Source organism: Bradyrhizobium sp. Arg237L, assembly GCF_029990105.1.
Classification (GTDB): domain Bacteria; phylum Pseudomonadota; class Alphaproteobacteria; order Rhizobiales; family Xanthobacteraceae; genus Bradyrhizobium.
Genome location: NZ_JAQMIL010000004.1, coordinates 179,623 through 197,582 on the forward strand (window position 1 = coordinate 179,623; position 17,960 = coordinate 197,582).

General features: G+C 64.5%; 11 protein-coding genes and 2 pseudogenes. 9 read left to right on the forward strand and 4 right to left on the reverse strand.

The features are described from left to right. The first annotated feature begins 68 nt into the window (after nucleotides 1-68). A complete protein-coding gene (locus OZ411_RS03955) occupies nucleotides 69-5,378 on the forward strand; it encodes a filamentous hemagglutinin N-terminal domain-containing protein (RefSeq protein WP_282526906.1) in 5,310 nt (1,769 codons plus the stop codon). Between the two features lie 24 nt (nucleotides 5,379-5,402). Here the strand turns inward: OZ411_RS03955 and OZ411_RS03960 are convergent, their stop codons facing one another. After that, nucleotides 5,403-5,642 carry a hypothetical protein gene (locus tag OZ411_RS03960; RefSeq protein WP_282526907.1) on the reverse strand — a complete coding sequence of 80 codons (240 nt, stop codon included), beginning with the start codon at nucleotides 5,640-5,642 and terminating at the stop codon, nucleotides 5,403-5,405. 173 nt (nucleotides 5,643-5,815) lie between these two features. Here OZ411_RS03960 and OZ411_RS03965 point away from each other — a divergent pair, with 173 nt between their 5' ends. From OZ411_RS03965 to OZ411_RS03975, 3 genes are all read left to right on the forward strand, one after another. Then, complete coding sequence (locus tag OZ411_RS03965; RefSeq protein WP_282526908.1) at nucleotides 5,816-8,563, forward strand: hypothetical protein; 2,748 nt, start codon at nucleotides 5,816-5,818, stop codon at nucleotides 8,561-8,563. After that, nucleotides 8,479-10,359 (forward strand): hypothetical protein, encoded by a 1,881-nt coding sequence (locus OZ411_RS03970; RefSeq protein WP_282526909.1) that lies wholly within the window; start codon nucleotides 8,479-8,481, stop codon nucleotides 10,357-10,359. The genes OZ411_RS03965 and OZ411_RS03970 overlap by 85 nt, the downstream gene beginning before the upstream one ends. 1,241 nt (nucleotides 10,360-11,600) lie before the next feature. After that, complete coding sequence (locus OZ411_RS03975; protein ID WP_282526918.1) at nucleotides 11,601-12,242, forward strand: filamentous haemagglutinin family protein; 642 nt, start codon at nucleotides 11,601-11,603, stop codon at nucleotides 12,240-12,242. 679 nt (nucleotides 12,243-12,921) lie between these two features. On the opposite strand, the gene OZ411_RS03980 is transcribed toward OZ411_RS03975, so the two are convergent. Together OZ411_RS03980 and OZ411_RS03985 are read right to left on the reverse strand one after the other, a co-directional pair. Beyond that, the gene (locus OZ411_RS03980) at nucleotides 12,922-13,443 is read right to left on the reverse strand and encodes an integrase core domain-containing protein (RefSeq protein WP_282526910.1); all 522 of its coding nucleotides are present in this window, start codon (nucleotides 13,441-13,443) and stop codon (nucleotides 12,922-12,924) included. Between the two features lie 169 nt (nucleotides 13,444-13,612). Further along, a complete protein-coding gene (locus OZ411_RS03985; protein WP_282526911.1) occupies nucleotides 13,613-13,936 on the reverse strand; it encodes a hypothetical protein in 324 nt (107 codons plus the stop codon). 80 nt (nucleotides 13,937-14,016) lie between these two features. On the opposite strand from OZ411_RS03985, the gene OZ411_RS03990 reads away from it, so the two are divergent. The 3 genes and pseudogenes from OZ411_RS03990 to OZ411_RS04000 form a co-directional block, all read left to right on the forward strand. Beyond that, nucleotides 14,017-14,556, forward strand: a complete 540-nt coding sequence (locus tag OZ411_RS03990) for a sulfite exporter TauE/SafE family protein (protein WP_282526919.1) — start codon at nucleotides 14,017-14,019, stop codon at nucleotides 14,554-14,556. Between the two features lie 224 nt (nucleotides 14,557-14,780). Further along, nucleotides 14,781-15,308, forward strand: coding sequence for a Fe-Mn family superoxide dismutase (locus OZ411_RS03995; RefSeq protein WP_282526912.1), 528 nt, complete (start codon nucleotides 14,781-14,783; stop codon nucleotides 15,306-15,308). Between the two features lie 615 nt (nucleotides 15,309-15,923). After that, nucleotides 15,924-16,265: pseudogene (locus tag OZ411_RS04000) on the forward strand (alpha/beta hydrolase); the annotation flags it as partial. A 92-nt stretch (nucleotides 16,266-16,357) separates the two neighbouring features. On the opposite strand, the gene OZ411_RS04005 reads toward OZ411_RS04000, so the two are convergent. Continuing rightward, the gene (locus tag OZ411_RS04005; protein ID WP_282526920.1) at nucleotides 16,358-16,618 is read right to left on the reverse strand and encodes a hypothetical protein; all 261 of its coding nucleotides are present in this window, start codon (nucleotides 16,616-16,618) and stop codon (nucleotides 16,358-16,360) included. 119 nt (nucleotides 16,619-16,737) lie between these two features. On the opposite strand from OZ411_RS04005, the gene OZ411_RS04010 reads away from it, so the two are divergent. Both OZ411_RS04010 and OZ411_RS04015 read left to right on the forward strand, forming a co-directional pair. After that, the gene (locus OZ411_RS04010) at nucleotides 16,738-17,136 is read left to right on the forward strand and encodes an adenylate/guanylate cyclase domain-containing protein (RefSeq protein ID WP_282526913.1); all 399 of its coding nucleotides are present in this window, start codon (nucleotides 16,738-16,740) and stop codon (nucleotides 17,134-17,136) included. Nucleotides 17,137-17,578: 442 nt separating this feature from the next. Then, nucleotides 17,579-17,960, forward strand: a pseudogene (locus tag OZ411_RS04015) (hypothetical protein); the annotation flags it as partial.

The window sequence follows — 17,960 nt, forward strand, 5'->3', positions numbered from 1 at the left end:
AAGGACCCGAGATGCCCGCCCGCAAAACTCACCGCAGCATGCAATCCCGATCGATGCGCGAGCCGCGGATGGTGTCGATTTTGCTTGGTGCCGCCGGTACGCCAGTGCCGCGCCGGTTGATGCTGGCCAGCGTCAGTGTCGTCAGCGTCCTGCTGGGATCGGCTGATGTTCGCGCCCGTCCGCTGAATGGCAGCGGCGGCGGCGCGCTGGCGGCACCGAATATCGCCTCGGATGCGGCGACGCAGGCGGCGCAGCAGGCGGTGGTGGCGGCACGGCAGACGCAGAGCTCGCTGGCGCGGGCGGCGAAGGCGATGCAGGACATGCAGGCGGTGCAGGCCGCGGCGCGGGCCGCGGCTGCCGCGCGGCAGACCTCGCTGACGGCACCGATCGCGGTGCCCGATGGGTTGGGCGCGGGCGGTCTGGTGCCGAACGTGCCGGTGGGCTGGAGTGGGGCGGGGACGCCGACGCAGAGCGTTGATGGTTCGGGTCAGACCCAGGTCGGCATCCGGCAGACGCAGGCACAAGCGATCCTGAACTGGACCTCGTTCAACGTCGGTGCGCGGACGACGCTGACGTACGACCAGCAGGGCAATCGCAACTGGGTCGCGCTCAACCGCGTCAATGGCGCCACGGCGCCGAGCCAGATCCTCGGCAATATCAAGGCCGACGGACAGGTCTATGTCATCAACCAGAGCGGCATCATCTTCGGCGGCAATTCGCAAATCAACGTCGGCGCGCTGATCGCCTCCACGGCGGGTATCACCGACGCTCAGTTCCGCAACAACGGCATCTATAGCGCGCAAAGCGGCGCGATCTATCTGCCGAGTTTCACCGCAGCGGGCGGCAAGGTCGTGGTCGAGGCCGGCGCTTCCATCAATACCCTTGCGCCGGCATCGGTCACCTCGGGCGGCGGCTATGTGCTGCTGCTCGGCTCCGAGGTCGGCAATGCCGGTTCGATCGCGACGCCCAAGGGCCAAACCATCCTCGCCGCCGGCGACGACTTCGTGCTGCGCCGCGGCTTCTCTACCGACGTCAACACTGTCTCCACCACCCGCGGCATTGAGATCGCGCCGGTGATCGCCGCGGGCAGCACGAATGGCCGCGTCGGCAACAGCGGCCTCGTCGTGTCCCAGCAGGGCGACATCACGCTGGCCGGCCGCAGCATTGCGCAGGACGGCGCGCTGATCGCCACCACCACGGTCAACACCCGCGGCACCATCCATCTGCTCAATTCGGCGTCCGATACGGCCGGCAGCATCACCCTCAGCGGCAGCGGTATCACCGTTGTCCTGCCGGAATTGGACAGCACCGAGACTGCGCTCGACAGCCAGCGCGACGCGCTGATTGCCGCCTCCACCGTGGCCAATCTGGCGCGCGCCGGTAGCGCGATCGGCGTCTTCGACAATCTGTCCTTGCTGGCCGACCGCCAGGACCAGTCGCGTATCGAGATCGTCTCGGGTGGCACCGTGACCTTCAAGGGCGGTTCTTACACGGCGGCGCAAGGCGGCCAGATCGCGGTCTCGGCGACGAAGCGCATCGCCGCCGAGGATGGCGCCACGCTGGATGCCTCCGGCGTCCGCAATGTCGCGCTGGCGATGGCGTCGAACAACGTCGAGGTCAATGTGCAGGGCAACGAACTCAGGGATTCGCCGCAGAACCGCGATTCCGACGTGCTGAAGAACAACGACGTCTGGATCGACGCCCGCGACCTCACGCTGGTTCCGGCCGGTACCGGTGGTTACGCTAGCGACCGCTATTACACCGCCGGCGGTCTGCTCGAAGTCGGCGGCTATCTGGGCACCACCGCTCATACGATCGGGGAATGGACGGCGGTCGGCGGCAGCATCACGCTCAATGCGCCGGAAGTCATCGCGCAGAAGGGGGCCACCTTCGACATCTCCGGCGGTTCGCTGGATTATGCCGCCGGCTGGATTCGTTCCACCAATCTGATCGGCAGCGACGGCCGCCGCTACAGCGTGGACAATGCGCCGGCGGATCTCGATTTCGTCAATTTCGCCGGGGGCTTCTCGCGCACGCATAATATCCAGGGCCAGGTCGATAAGCGCCTGACCGAGATCTGGACCTCGGTGTTCAACCGCGGCCGCACCTCGCTGCGCTGGGAGGAAGCCTATAGCGTCGGCCGCGATGCCGGCCGCCTGATTTTATCGACGCCGACCTCGGTGTTCGAAGGGACCATCCTGGCCGACACCATCAATGGCGAGCGCCAGAGCACCAAGCGCGCCGCCACGGCGACCGACGGCTACAAGCAGACCCAGACCACGGTGGCGCAGAACGGCACGCTGGCGCTCGGTCAATATGATGGGCGCGGGCTGGCCAGCGGCGCCGACAGCGACGTGGTGTTCGGCAAGATCGAGGACGTCACCACCGGCAGAAATCCCGAAACCGCAGGCTTCACCGAACGCAAGAACACGGCGTGGTTCGATGCCGATGCGATCAACAAGGCCGGGCTCGGCGGACTCGATATCACCAGTACAAGATCCATCACCGTGAGCGCGCCGCTTGCGCTCGCCGACGGTGGTGTCGTCAGTTTCAAGACGCCCAATGTCACCATTGCGCGCGATCTCACCGCGCATGGCGGCAATGGCAAGCTGGCCGTCATTAACGGCGGCACACTATCAGTCGCGACCACCGGCGGCATCACGTTGGCGGAGGGAGGCCTTATCGACGTGTCGTCGGGCGTAGCGCGCAGCATCACCGGCAAACTCACCGGCGGCCGCGGCGGCGATGTCAGCCTGATCACCAACGACTTCGACAATCTAGCCGATGCGGGGTTCTATACCACGCCGCGCGATGCCAAGCTGATCCTCGACGGCAGCATCTCCGGCTACGGCTTCACCGGCGGCGGCACGCTGACGCTCAATGCGTCGCAGAAGATCGTGATCGGCGGCGGCGCGGCGGCGGGCGATCTGCAACTCGATCCCGCGCTGTTCGCCTCGGGCTTCAGCGCATACGACATCACCGGCATCGGCGGCATCGCGATCGGTGAGGGCACGCAGATCGCGCCGGTCGTGCCGGTCTATCGCATGGTCGATGCGCAGAACGCCGAGGTCTGGCTGCCACCCGTTACCACTGCCGATGCAGTCGGGCAGAACATCACGCGCCGCGCCGGGGCCGATATTACCCTCGCTGCAACGAAAGGCGACTTCACGCTCGGGCAGGGCGCGTCGATATCCGTCGATCCCGGCCACGCTGTGAACATCTATGCCTACGGCCAGACCACGATCGACGGCCGTATCACCGCGCAGGGCGGCCGCATCCTGATGGCCAGCGCACAACTCTTTCCGGGCAAGTCGCGCCAACTCGGCGGCAATGGCGTATTCTCGCTGACGCGCTCGATCTGGATCGGGGACACTGCGGTGCTGGACGTGTCAGGCTACGCATCCACCGTGACCGACACAAGCGGTCGTAGTTCCGGCACCGTCACCGATGGCGGCACCATCGCACTCGGCGGCGCCGATGGCGCGGCCAGCGATGCGTTCGTGATCATCAGGCCGGGCGCGGTGCTCGATGCATCGGGCGCTTCAGCCACGATCGACATCATCGACGGCAATACGGCAACGCCCGTGCTGGTCGCAAGCGATGGCGGCACGATCGCGCTGAACTCCAATAACGGCATCTATATCGACGGCACCTTGCGCGCTGCGGCCGGCGGCGCAGGTGCCTCGGGCGGCACGCTGAGCATGAACCTCGTCAGCCGCATCTATGCGCCGAATGTGGTGGCGGGGCCGCAGTCGGACATCATCGGTCCCGTGCCGGAGGCGCTGCGCAAGTTGCGCAATATCGCCATTACCCAGCAGCGCGAGGCGAGCGGTCTCGGCAGTGGCGCGCAGGCGGGGCAGGCCGATGCGGGCCTCATGATCGGCAATGCCGCGATCAGCGTCGACCAGATCACGCAAGGTGGCTTCGGATCACTGTCGCTCAAGACCGCCGACATGTTCGTGTTCAAGGGCGACCTCAGTTTGTCTCTGCCGCGCAGCCTGACGCTGTCGGGCGGCCTCCTCGTGGTCGCCGACGCGACACCGAACATCGCGGTCGCGCTCGCCGCGCCTTATGTGAAGATCGACGGCTTCACCGAGAGCGATGCGGGCGACGGGTACTACAGGGCGAGTCTCCACGCCGTTCTTTCGAGCAATAAGCCCAGCGTCAGCAGTTTCTCGGTCGCCGCCGATCTGCTCGACATCACCGGCGGTGTCCGCTTCGGCGCCTATGGCGATCAGGGCAGCGGCTGGTTGAGCTGGGGTCCAAACGTTTCTGACCATAGCCAGGAGCCGAACGACAACATCGTCGATTATGCTGGCTTCGCGCAGGTCAGTCTGACAAGCCGCGGCGATATCCGGCTCGGCAACGGGAAGCTCTGGTCGGATAGTCAAAAAGCACCCGGCGGGTGGATCAAGACCGGCGGCGATCTCACTTTGACCGCCGCGCAAATCTATCCGATGAGCGGTGCCGCTGTGCAGGTCTTTGCCGGGCTGGTCTCACCGTTCAGCGGGCGTGGGACATCCCCGTCGGCGGATTCCTTCGATACCACGACGCCCTGGGCGATCACGATTCGCCGCAGCAGCGCTAACTTGCCGCAAACGCCTGCGTCGGTGTTCGGCAACCTTGTCCTGAGTGCGCCGGTGATCGGTCAGGGCGGTGTGCTGCGCGCTCCGCTCGGCACTATAGGCTTCAACGGCATTGACGCAATGACTCTGACCACCAGCGCGGTCACCTTCCGCGCCGGCAGCATCACGTCGGCAAGCGCCAATGGCCTGATCATGCCGTTCGGCGGCACCTCGGACGGCATCAGCTACCAGGGCGCCGACGGCACGCTGCACGATCTCGCTGCCATGCTGGTCCCGATCAACATCGTCACCGGCGTCTCCGTGGCGGGCACCTCCGTCGTCGCCGAACCCGGTTCGCTGCTGGATGTGTCCGGCGGCGGCACGCTGACCGGCGCCGGTTTCGTCTCCGGCCGCGGCGGCTCGGTGGACGTGCTGAAGACGGCGCTGGTCAATGCCAATCCGGCCTATGCGAATATCAGCGCCAAGACCGATCAGGTTTATGCGATCCTGCCGGGCTATGCCTCGGCCTATGCGCCCCTGGTTGCGACCAACGGCGCCGGTGATCCGGTTATCGGCCGCCAGATCACCATCCCGGCCGGTGTGCCGGGTCTGCCGGCCGGCACCTATACGCTATGCGCTGCTGCCCGGCGCGTTCCGCGTCGAACTCGGCGCACAGGGGACGCGCAGCATCGCGCCCAACGCGATGCCGAACGGCAGCTATGTCGCATCGGGCATCATGGGCGTCGCCAACACTGGCATCCGCGATGCGCTGCCGACGCAATTGCTGCTCACGCCCGGCCAGACGGTGCGTAGCTATTCGCAATATAACGAGACCAGTTATGCCGATTTCGCGCGCAGCCAGGCGGCGCTGTTCGGCAATGTCCGGCCCCGACTGCCGGACGATGGCGGGATCCTGCAATTCAGCATCGGCGCCTCCACCGGCGCGCCGGCGCTGACCTTCGCCGGCACGGCGAATTTCGATCCGGTCAATGACGGCGTCGCCGGCAGCCTGATGATCACGTCGTCTGCGCAGAACGGCATCATCGACATCACCGCGCCGGGGGCCGCGCCGATCATCGGCCATGCCACCGTCTCCGCCGGCGACCTCAACGCGTTCCACGCGGCGTCCCTGTTCGTCGGAGGCGGGTTCGTTTATTACGAGCCGGGCACGACCGTGGGCACGGTTGCCGGCGGAAGTGTCACGCTGAGCCCCCGGATTGTCGGGGTCGACTCGGCGATTAATGTTCTGGATGGCAGCGGAGCTGCATGCGGGGCAGGTATTCCTGATCGGCGCTTCGATCAGCGTCGCGAGCGGGGCCGTGATCGACACCCGCGGCCAGAGCAAGGCCGGGCTCAATTCCAGCCTCGGCTATATCTTCCAGGGCTCCAGCTTCCTCGCGGTCGCCAATGGCTGGCTCAATTTCCTTCCGGCGACCGGCACCGGAAACATGACCATCGCCAGCGGCGCGTCGCTGCTGACCGAAGGCAGCATCGTGCTCGGCGCGCCGGGCTCGCTGAACATGGGCGACGTCAATTTCGGCGCCCGCTATCTCACCGTGACGCAGGACACCATCAATGCCAGCGATGCGGCGGCGCTGGCTGCCGCGCAGGCCGCGGGCGTGCTGCCGACCGGCTGGACGCTCAGCCAGACCTCGCTCGACCGGCTGCTGCGGCCGTCATCGACCGCCGGCGTGCCAGCGCTGGAGCGGCTTACATTGACCGTCGGCGGCTCGATCAATCTGTTCGGCAGCGTGACGCTCGATGCGCGCAGCCAGTCGGCGAGCGGCGTCGAATTCGTGCTCAACACGCCCGCCATCTACGGCCTCGGCACATCGGCGGACACTGCCACCATCGTCGCGGACCGCCTGGTCTGGAACGGCATCCGCACCGGCTATTTCGATAATTCTGGCAGCGGCACGCCGCATTATGGTGTGCAGCCGCCGGCGGCCATCAGGCCCAATGGCGCCGGGACCGGCGCAGGCAATCTCGTCCTGCAGGCGCAGGACATCACCTTCGGCTATGACAAGGACAGCCGCCCGACCGACGGCGTCACGCTGGACCGGATCGCGGTCGGCTTCGCCAATGTCGCGCTCACCGCGGCCGGCCGCATCACTGGCTACAGCGACGGCACGCTGTCGATCGGCCAGAGCAAAGACTCGTCCGGCAAGCTGATCGGCGGCAATCTCACGCTGACCGCGCCGCTGCTCACCGCCGAAGCCGGCGCCACCATCGACTACACCGCCGGCGGCGCCGTCCGCGTCACCACGCCGGCCGGTGTCACACCGACCGATACGTCAGTTGTTGCCGATCAGGGCGGCACCTTGTCGTTCAAGAGCGACAGCGTGTTCGTCGATACGGCCTTCGCGCTGCCAAGCGGCAAGCTGACGCTGACGGCCACCAACGATATCGTGCTCGGCGCCAATGCGCGGGTCGATCTCGCCGGCCGCACCATCGCCTTCTACGACGTCAACAAATATGGCTGGGGCGGCGACCTGGTGATGCAGAGCGCCAATGGCAGCATCACGCAGACGGCCGGATCGCTGATCGATGTCTCGGCGACCTATAACCAGGCCGGCTCGATCGCCGCGGTGGCCGATGGCGGCCAGATCGCACTGAACGGCACGCTGCGCGGCAGCGCCGTCGATGAGGCGCAGAGCGGCACGATCGGCCCGCGCGCCGCGAGCCTCGGCGATTTCGCCGCGCTGAATGCGATGCTGAATCAGACCGGTTTCTTCGCCAGCCGCGCCTTCGTGCTCAAGCAGGGCGACCTCACGGTTGGCGACGGGGTGAGGGCGCATACGGTGTCGATCTCGGTCGATAATGGCAGCCTCACCGTGAACGGCACGATCGACGCGTCGGGCGCAAAGCCGGGCAGCATCCGGCTCGCCGCGCGTGACGATCTTACGCTGGCTTCGACGGCTGTTCTCGATACGCATAGCACCGTGCTGCAGACCGATAGCTATGGCGCGCCGATCGAGGCCAACAACACCGCACATGTCGATCTGACCTCGTCGCAAGGCTGGGTCTATTTGAACGCGGGCGCGACCATCGACATGCGGTCGGCGGATGGCATCGCGCGCGGCAAGCTCGAGATCAATGCGCCGCGTCTCGGCACCGGCAGCAGCGCGACCGGCCCGGATGCGCCGGCCAATGCCACCGGCGACGATATCGCGATCTCCGCAGCCGGCCCGCTGAACATCCGCGGTGCCGCCAGCATCGTCGTCAACGGCTTCGCCACTTACACCAATGCGCCGGCCGATCCCGACGACGCCAATGGACAGATCATCGATCAGGCCTGGCTCGATCTGATCAACCAGGATTCGATCGCATTCTACGATGGCGCGCTCGCCAATGCGGACCTGCAGAACCGTCTCGCAGGGTTGAAGGCATATGCCAGCGCCTATCACCTGCGTCCCGGCGTCACCATCGCGAGCGCCACGCTCAACGGCAATCTCACCACCAAGGGCGATCTCGACTTCTCGAACTATCGCTACGGACCGGGGGCCGATACCCTCAACCACACCGGCCTCGGCGAAGTCGGTGTCATCAACTTCCGCGCCGGCGGCACGCTCACGGTCAAGGGCAGCATCAATGACGGCTTCACCCCGCCGCCGGTTTCGCCCGATGCATTGACCACGTTGTTCTCGGGCACGCTGGGCGCGGACTATACGGTCACGACGGCCGGCGTGACGCTGGGTGCGGGCTGGATGATTGGCGGGACCTTCGACGACTCGGCTCCCGCCTTCACGCTCCCCGTCGCGCTGCCGCTTCCACAAGTGGGGGGACTTTCTACTTCTCCTGGTATGCGACTGAGAACCATCCGCTCCCGATCGACATCCCGCTTGGGTCGAATTTCACGATCCCGTGGAATCTCACGCTGCTCGGCGGCGACATTCGAGCCGCCGACGGGCATGTGCTGTATCCCGCCGGAACCGCGCTCGCGGGCGGCACGGTCATTCCCGCGGGCAGCGTGCTTGGCGCAGGTATTCATGACATAGGCACAGAGACAGGGGTCTACACGGCATTGACGCAATGGCCGGCCAATACCGACCTCACGCTATTGGCCGCCACCACGATCATGCAGCCGATCACGCTACCGGTCGGCACCGTCTTGCCGTACTATATCTCGCTCACCGATATAACGCTGACCGGACCCGGCGATCGCAAGGTCTGGGCGACCTCGGCCATGCAGACGCCGGGCGCGCAATCCTGGTCGATGCGGCTGGTCGGCGGCGCCGATCTCACCGGCGCCGACAGCCGCGCGCTGCAACCCGTGACCCAGCTCGCCACCGGCACAGGCAATGTCGTGCTCAGCGATCCGTTCACCATCAATCTGACCGGGACGGGAACGTCGAGCGCGGGCGTCAGCGTGGTTCGCACCGGCACCGGCAATCTGGAAATCCTGGCCGGCGGCAGCTACCGGCAGGATTCGCCCTATGGCGTCTACACGGCTGGCACGGCGATCGCCGTCGACAGTGCCTACAACACCGGCCGGGCGCTCGCATCGGACGGCACCGTGCTCGGCAGCATCGATAATTCCCTGAATGCCGGCTACGAGGACACGCTGAAAGACGCGGCCGGCAACTATCTGCCGCGGATGTATTACACCGAAAACGGCGGCGATTTCCTGCTGACCGCGCAAGGCGACATCGGCGGCAACCTGAAGCCGGCCGCCACCGGGAAGGGAAGTGACTCCGCCGCGATCGGAAACTGGCTGTGGCGCCAGGGCGGCGCAGGGCTCGATCAGGCCACCGCCTGGGGCATCAATTTTGGCAGCTATGTCGGCAATATCGATTGGACAGGACCGCAACTCGGGCTCGATGCCTTCTCCGGCATGGGCACGCTCGGCGGCGGTAATGTCACGCTGAAGGCTGGCGGCGATATCGGCAAGGCCGGGCAGGGCGTGGTGGTCGCGATCGGCGGCAGCGGCCGGGTGAAGGCGGATGGCGGACTGATCCAGACCGGCGGCGGCACGCTGTCGGTCGCGGCCGGCCGCAATGTCGGCACCGGCGGCAACCAGTTCGTCAATCTGCGCGGTGACACCCAGGTCGCGGCCGGCGACTTCGGCGGCCTCGTCGGCAAGGACTATGGCTACAATAGCGGCCTCGACCCGCGGCCGCTCGACCAGTTGAAGAACTTCGGCATCGCCGCCGTCGCCGGCGGCTCCTTTGCGCCGGGTGACGGCGCGATCACGGTGCGCGCCCGCGGCGATCTGGCGATGGGCGCCATCGACGATCCCGGCCGTGTCAATCTCGGTCAGCAAACCGATGGTGGAACGGATGGTGTTCAGGGAACGACCTGGTTCACGCTCTGGACCGGCCGCACCACGGTCGATCTGATTGCCGCCGGCGGCGACGCCGTGCCGCTGTCGCCCGATCAGTCGACTCCTATCCTGCCGTCGGTGATGCGGGTCGCTGCGAACAGCGGCAATATTTTCCTAACGCCGGGCAATGCCGGCGCATCGCTGATGATGCCGTCGCCGGATGGCGAGTTGCAATTGCTGGCGCAAGGTTCGGTCATCGAGAATTCCACGGCGTTTTCATTCGGCCGTTGTCGACCTCGCTCGCGAGTATTGCGACGCCGTTCAGACCCGCCTGGGTGCTGCAATCCCTCGTCGGCCAGACCTACGTCGTGCAGGATTCCAATCTTTGGGCGCAGCGAGACCAACTGCGCGATCAGGGCGCCACTGCGTCCGGCACCAATGCCATCGGCCGGTTGTTCGCATTCGGGCCGGACACCATCAGTGATGCCAGTGCCGCCAGCGATGGCGTCAAGTCGCTCATCTATGCAGTGAATGGCGACGTCACCGGCCTGCGCTACGGCGAGGTCTATCACGATGTTCAGTTCCTCGGCGCAGGCTATGTCGGCACCGACTTTTACCGTGCCGCCAAGCCGGTCGATATCATCGCCAGCGGCGACATCGTCAATATCGGCGGGCTGATCCTGCACAATGACCCGACCGACGTCTCGACCATCGCGGCGGGCGGCAGTGTGATCTATGCCGGAACGAATGTGGGCTACACTGTCGGTCCCACGGTCAAATTCCCGGCCGGCCTGCAGATCGCAGGTCCGGGCACACTGGAGATCACCGCCGGGAAGAATATCTATCAGGGCTCTCGCGCAAGCATCGAGAGCATCGGCGCGAAGATCTCCGGCGATACGCGGTCAGGCGCCAGCGTCGTGCTGCAGGCCGGTGTCGGTGCAGGCGAGATCGGGGTTGGGCAGGTCGATTGGGCCGGCTTCGCCAAACTCTATCTCGATCCGGCCAATCGCGCCGGCGCGGGCCCGCTCGCGGACCAGCCGGGCAAGGCGGTGCAGACCGCCGATGCGCTGGCTTCGCGTCACGAGCTTGCGAGCTGGCTGAAAACCAAATTTGGCTATGGCGGCGACGAGGCGGGTGCGGTCGATTATTTCAACACGCAACTGACGGCGGAGCAGCGCTCGACCTATCCGTCCAATCTGCTGCTGGTCACTTGGCTCAGGAGCCAGGGCTATAACGGCGATCAGGGCAATGCGCTCGCTTACTACCTCGATCGCAACACGAAGGACGGCCTGACATTCACCTATGACGGCATGCTGATGGCGTGGCTGCAGCAGAACTATCGTTATGCCGGCGACGAGGCTGGCGCATTGGCGCGGTTCGGCACCCTGTCGGGCGCACAGCAGCGCGTGTTCCTGCGCCAGGTCTATTACGCCGAACTCACCGCTGGTGGCCGTGAATACAACGAGAAGGGCGGTCCACGCGAAGGAAGCTATCTGCGTGGTCGCGATGCCATCGCGGCATTGTTCCCGGCGAAGGACTATTCCGGCGACATCACCATGTTCAGCGCCGGCGATACGAACAAAACCAATGTGCTCAGCGGCTCGGTGCATACCGATTTCGGCGGTGACATCCAGTTCCTGGCGCCGGGCGGGCAGGTCACGGTCGGTACCGAAGGCCTCGCGCCAGGCGCCGATGCCGGTCTGATCACGCAGGGCGCGGGTAACATCCAGGTCTATGCGCAGGGCAGTATGCTGCTCGGCCTATCGCGCGTGATGACAACCTTCGGCGGCGACATCCTGGTGTGGTCGGCCACCGGCGACATCAATGCCGGCCGCGGCTCGAAGACCACGATCGTCTACACGCCGCCAAAGCGGACCTACGACATTTACGGGAATGTCACGCTCGCGCCGCAGGTGCCATCGACCGGCGCGGGCATCGCTACGCTCAATCCGATCCCGAGCGTGCCGCCCGGCGATATCGACCTGATCGCGCCGCTCGGCACCATCGACGCCGGCGAAGCGGGCATCCGCGTCTCGGGCAATGTCAACCTGGCGGCGCTGCAGATCCTTAACGCAGCCAACATCACGGTGCAGGGCGCGTCGTCGGGCATCCCGACCGTGCAGGCGCCGAGCATCAGCGCCGCGCTTTCGACACAGAACGCGACCGCGGCGACCCAGCAGACGGCGGCGCCGACCCAGGGCAGCGCCAACGCCCAGCCATCGGTGATCATCGTCGAGTTTCTGGGTTATGGCGGTGGGAGCGATGATGGCGAGCAGCCGTCAAAGAAGCGGGAGCGCGACGACAAGCAGACCTACAATGAGTCTGCACCGATCAGGGTGGTTGGATATGGGCCGATCAAGCCGGCGGATACCAAAGATCTCACAGCAGAGGAAAAACGGGCTCTGAGCCAATAACACAGCGAAATGGCCGCGGACTGAAACTCGTCCGTAGCCATTTGCGCAGGGTTCGCCGTTCATGCTCACTTTCCAAAAGTCGAAGAAGGCGAGGGCGCAGACAATATGTCCGCTTTTGTGAAGGGTTTCGGATGCCGGTCGCTTGGGGACAGCGCCGCGTATTCGGCGGCCGGCGTCCGAAAGCCTCCAAGGGAGGAAACCGCGCTCAAGGAACGTAAGGCGGTGCCGCAGGCGCTACGGGGATTTGAGTGCCGCAGGCGAACCGGCTGATTTGGGTCGCGCCGATGCAGCGGCTTGTGCGACGGTGAAGCGGCTGAGAAATGAGCGGCGGACGGCGTCGAGCTCTACAAATTGTCGGACGATTTGTGGCGGGTGGTGGATATCTTGGCGCGCTCTGCCTTGGCCGGTCGAGAGCCAGCGAGCGCGAAAAGCAGATTTGCAGGACTGTGACGCGGTCATGAGGTGTCGATCCTGATGCGGTTCGTTGGAGCTGTCAGCCGATGCCGTGGCGTTGCTCCGCGCGCGAACACTTCAATGATGATCATGCGACCGCCACAGCATGGACAAGCGGGCTTTTTGGGATCGACAGCGGCGGCGGTGGGGTGGCCCTCAGGTTTTGCAACGGCGAGCAGCTCGCGCGCGGGCGATGTTGTCGGTGCAAGCATGTGCCTACCGTAAATCACATCCGGCCATATTGATGGTGCAGTCCGCCCAGGATGGGGCGGCAGACGATATTGCCGGCCCACTCAACGGCGCGAGGAACCGGGGCATCCTTGTTCAATGACAAATGAGTGCGCGTGGCGTTGTAGTAATCTGTGTACGACAGCAGGACATGGCGCAGATGGCGTTCGCCAAAGACTACGACATGATCCATGCATTCCCTCCGGATTGAACCGATCAACCGCTCTGCATGGGCGTTTTGCCAGGGTGAACGAGGAGACGTCGGGCGATCTCGGATACCGATGGATCTAACCCGGCGTGTGAATATCTCGGCGTAGGCACCATCGCGGTCCCTGATCAGGTAACGAGGGATTTGCTCCCAGCCACACGCCTCCGTCAGTTGATTGGCAAGCCATTCGGCCGTCGGGTGGGCGGTCACGCCGCACCACAGGATCTGCCGCTGGCCATGGCGTATGATCAGCAAACTATAGAGCAGTCGGAACGAAATTGTCGGCACGACTAAGAGGTCCATTGCGCCCATGCCATCCGCATGGTTGCGAAGGAACGTCTTCCATCCCTGCGAGGGAGGCCCCCTCCTCCGCGCCATATACTTGGCGACGCTGGTCTGGCCGACCTCGATGCCGAGCTTGAGAAGCTCACCATGGATTCTCGGCGCTCCCTACAGCGGTTGGCGATGCTCATCTCGCGGATCAGCCGGCGAATTTCCAACGGTACAGCTGGTCGGCCGCCGCGGTGCCGCGATTTCCAGCGCCAATACGCTCTGAAACCGGCACGGTGCCACGGATGACGGTATCCGGCTTCACAATCGTCAGCGCCTTGATGCTATTTGGCACCAAACGAGACAGCCCAACAAAAATCAGGCGATCTATGGCACTGAAGGCCACTCTCTTCGGCACATGCCGTCGCTGGATGTTAAGTTGATGACGAAGGATCAGGATCTCAGCTTCCAACGAGACCCGCGACCGGAAGAATAAGACCAGCACGGACCAGACCAGGCTGTAAGCTTCTCTCATGAGACAGAAGCATTGCGCGATTCGGCCTCACCTACCAGCCGGATTAGGTTTCCGACAGGGACAGCTATTCGGTCTGGAAACTGCGCGGCGCGCTCGATTGGCGCAAGCTCCTGCCGTTCGTGACCGGCGCTGCCGTCGGCGTGCCGGCCGGTGTCGCGCTATTGACTTGGTCCGATCCCCGGAGCATCCGAACTGCAGTCGGAGTTTTCCTCGTCGCCCACTGTGTTTACGGGTTCATCCGTCCAAAGCTTGGGCCAATCTCCGAAGGAAGAAATGCGGCCGACGCCGCGGTCGGGTTCCTCAATGGCGTGCTTGGAGGGCTCACTGGTCTCGCGGGCATCGTTGTGACGGTCTGGTGCAATCTGCGCGGTTGGTCGAAGGAAGTTCAGCGAACGATCTTCCAGCCGGTCGCGGTTGCCGTCTTTCTCATGAGCGCGTTCTGGCTCGGCGCGAAGGGAACCATCACGGCCGAGACCGCTAAACTGTTCGTAATGGGCTTGCCATGTGTGATGGCAGGAACATGGCTTGGCCTGAGGCCGTTTGAGCATATTGACGAAGCAATGTTCCGAAGGATCATCCTCGCTTTGTTGCTGATCTCCGGAGCCCTGCTGGTCATCTGAGAAGCGATTGACAGAATAGTTGCGATCGGTTTACTCAGAGCGCTGGGGAAGCGATCTCCCCACGAGGCGACATGCTCAAGAATCGCGTCCCGTTTTCACCAAGGGCGCATCATGTCTGCCGTTATTCGGGTCCCGTCCCGCAAGCTTTCTGATCTGACTGTGCCTTTGGCCGCCGGCGTTCCCAGCGCCCGGTTAGTTGCCGGTGCATGCGTCAGGAGGCTGCCATGACCTACACCATGAAACCCCTTTCCTGCGATCCGAGCCGCGTGCGCGGCATGTCGGAGCGGATGATCATCAGCCACTACGAGAACAACTATGGCGGCGCGGTAAAGCGCCTCAACCTGATCGATGAGAAGCTCGCCGAACTCGACTACGCGACCGCACCAGGCTTCCTGCTCAACGGATTGAAGCGTGAGCAGCTCATCGCGACCAATTCGATGATCCTGCACGAGGTGTTCTTTGACGGTCTCGGCGATGAGAGCGAGCCCGCAACAAGCCTGACTGAAGTGCTCACACGCGATTTCGGTTCCTATGAACGCTGGCGTGCCGAGTTCGTTGCCATGGGCAAGGCGCTCGGTGGCGGCTCCGGCTGGGTACTGGTGACGTGGTCGCCGCGTGACCGGCAGCTCCTCAATCAATGGGCATCCGATCACTGCCATACGCTTGCCGGGAGAGGCCTTCGTCGCGCTGAAGAGAATTGGAGAGGACGGAAACAGCGGGATTTCACGAGGAGCGTCGAGGCGCCGGCGTGATTGATCGTATTCTCGAAGTAGGTGTATTCCAGGCAATTGTGGCTTGCGAGGTCGTCGGGCGTCTGCGGCACGCCGTGACGCGCGAGGTATTTACCCGGCTTCAGCGGTACTACAAACCTCTCCGCCACCCCAAGGCGCCCGGCCTGTCCCTCGCGGGCGTCCGGTTGATCATCCCTGACCACGCCTTGGGGCCTCCCGTGTTGCGTACGCTTTCCTTGTGTACATGCCGTCGCCACTACCCCGGCACAGCGACTGGAGGTATTGCTTCGCTCACGCCGTCCCAGTCGTGTCAGCCTTCCCTGATATGGCCGTCAGGTCGGCCTGTGCATCGTCCTTTTCGAGGCTTGCTCGGCGTTCACTCGCGTTACGGCCTGCACACTCGCGCGGGCACCGTATATCGTGACACGCTATCCGAAGGCTTCAGCCACTTCGTCACCTCCTAGCTGCTCCGGTTGCTTCCGGCTGGAGCGTTTGCCGGGTGGGACTTGCACCCACTGGAAAGCGCCGCCTTATCACGGCGCCCGCCAACAGGGGACATTGAGCCGTTCCCGACAATCAAAGCTGTTGCTATAATTCCGGGCCGGCTGGAAAGTCCCGGCAAGGGTGGGCTCGTCGATGCAGCTAGACACCCAGTACGCCAAGAGCGGCGACGTTCACATCGCCTATCAAGTGTTCGGCGAGGGTCCGCTCAATGTCGTCTTCGCTCCGCCGGGCTTTACCAACGTCGAGCATTGGTGGGACGAACCGGAGGTGAGTCGTTGGCTGCTCCGCTTGGCGCGCTACGCCCGGGTGGTGATATTCGACAAGCGCGGCACGGGCCTGTCGGATCGGGTCGCTGACTTCCCCGGCCTAGACCAGGGCATGGACGACCTGCGTGCGGTCACGGACGCCACCGGCAGGGAACAGGCGGCGCTTCTGGGCCTTTCTGAAGGCGGCACGATGTCTGCGCTGTTCGCCGCGACCTATCCCAGTCGCTGCCGCGCGCTGGTGCTCTGCAATGCCTATCCGGCATCGACATTTGTTCTGTCGACGCTGGGGCAATCTCTCGACTATATCGAACGCAACTGGGGCAGCGGCGGCAGCGTGGCAAGGTTTGCGCCCTCCCGCGTGAACGACTCGGCGTTCAAACGCTGGTGGAGCAAGAACGAGCGAGTATCCATGAGCCCTGCTGGCGCCGCCGCGTACGCGCGCATGAACCATCTGATGACATCAGCGACATCGTCTCGACGATCCGGGTCCCGACCCTCGTCATCCACCGGACGGACGACAGGAACATCAGCGTCGAGGGCGGCCGGTTTCTCGCCACGCATATTCCCGGCTCCCGCTATCTCGAGTTTCAGGGGTCGACCACCTCCCCTTCGTCGGCGACAATGCCGGCGACATCGCCGATGCGATCGAGGAGTTTCTGACTGGCTCGCGTGCGCCCGCCGTGGTCGACCGCGTGCTTGCCACGGTGCTCTTCACCGACCTCGTCGGCTCGACCGAGAAAGCCGCCGCGCTCGGCGACCATCGCTGGTGCGATCTCCTTGACACTCATCACACCGCGATACGGCGCACCCTCTCACGCTTCGGCGGTCACGAAATCAAGACGACCGGCGACGTCGGCGAGCTTCTAAAGCTCGTCCTGGTCGAGCGCCTGCTCAGTCTTACCCGGGACAAGCTGATGACAATTCCTGCCTTTGCTTGGGCGTACACAAAATTCCGCGAGGCCAAGGCATGGCTGAAAAACACCGAGGCCTGGCAAGCCATTCGCGCAATAAGCAAGGCTGCCCGTCAGTATCTAACCGAGATGAAAAACTCCGCTGCAGTGGCGTTTCGGCGGCCTTGAGAGACTGCGAAAGGTCTGTAACCGAGCCGGGCAGGCCTGAGCGAGTCGCGTTGCCGCCGGGCTTCGCGCGCCAGCACCCGCTCGGCCTGCGCGTAGAGGTCACCGAAAGCGGCAGCTCCAGCCGCCAAGGTTGCACCACATTGCCAAACCGATTGTGAAAAATGGGGAAGATGATGTGACTCACCTTCGAGTGGCACCATGGAATTGATTTCGCATTTGGGTCAAAAGCGCCGGTCGAAGATCGTGGCAGATGAGTCCGTTTCACCCCGCGATAGCGGACCTCAGCGAGCCACTGAGCGAGTTCGCCCTGGGGCCAATAGCTGCCCTCCCTCCAGGTCGCACTTTGACCCGAAACGGTCATTTTGTTGGATTGAAATAACGGGTTCCGGTTGGGAGCAGGCGAGGTGACCGTGGTTGCGTGGGAGGGGCCATGAGGACTTCCATGTTGAAGCTCAGCTCGAAGTTCACCGCATGCGCTGCCGTGCTGGCTTGCGCGATGGTCCTGTCGGTCGCGGCATACGCCAGAGGCGGCGGTGGCCATGGTGGGGGTGGTGGCCATGGTGGCGGCGGTGGCTTTCACGGTGGCGGTGGCTTTCGCGGCGGCGGCTTCCATGGGGGAGGCTTTCGTGGTGGCGGCTCCCACATCGGCGGAAGACAGTTCGGTGGCGGCCGAGCGTTCGCCGCGAGACCTCATTTTGCCCCGCGGATAGGCCGTTCGTTTGCGCGGGCGAGCTTCCATGGCGGCCGTCCGTCCAGCCAGCGATCGTTCGCGCCGCACAACAGAGCCGCGGCGGTCGGCGCCTCCGCGCTTGCGGCGAGGCACG

What these genes read in the sequence shown, in the direction of transcription:
- OZ411_RS03955 (WP_282526906.1), top strand. Translation starts at nt 69, where the DNA reads ATGGTGTCGATTTTGCTTGGTGCCGCCGGTACGCCAGTGCCGCGCCGG.
- OZ411_RS03960 (WP_282526907.1), bottom strand. Translation starts at nt 5,642, where the DNA reads ATGATCGGCGCGGCCCCCGGCGCGGTGATGTCGATGATGCCGTTCTGC.
- OZ411_RS03965 (WP_282526908.1), top strand. Translation starts at nt 5,816, where the DNA reads ATGGCAGCGGAGCTGCATGCGGGGCAGGTATTCCTGATCGGCGCTTCG.
- OZ411_RS03975 (WP_282526918.1), top strand. Translation starts at nt 11,601, where the DNA reads ATGACAACCTTCGGCGGCGACATCCTGGTGTGGTCGGCCACCGGCGAC.
- OZ411_RS03980 (WP_282526910.1), bottom strand. Translation starts at nt 13,443, where the DNA reads ATGGGCGCAATGGACCTCTTAGTCGTGCCGACAATTTCGTTCCGACTG.
- OZ411_RS03985 (WP_282526911.1), bottom strand. Translation starts at nt 13,936, where the DNA reads ATGAGAGAAGCTTACAGCCTGGTCTGGTCCGTGCTGGTCTTATTCTTC.
- OZ411_RS03995 (WP_282526912.1), top strand. Translation starts at nt 14,781, where the DNA reads ATGACCTACACCATGAAACCCCTTTCCTGCGATCCGAGCCGCGTGCGC.
- OZ411_RS04005 (WP_282526920.1), bottom strand. Translation starts at nt 16,618, where the DNA reads ATGCGTGGCGAGAAACCGGCCGCCCTCGACGCTGATGTTCCTGTCGTC.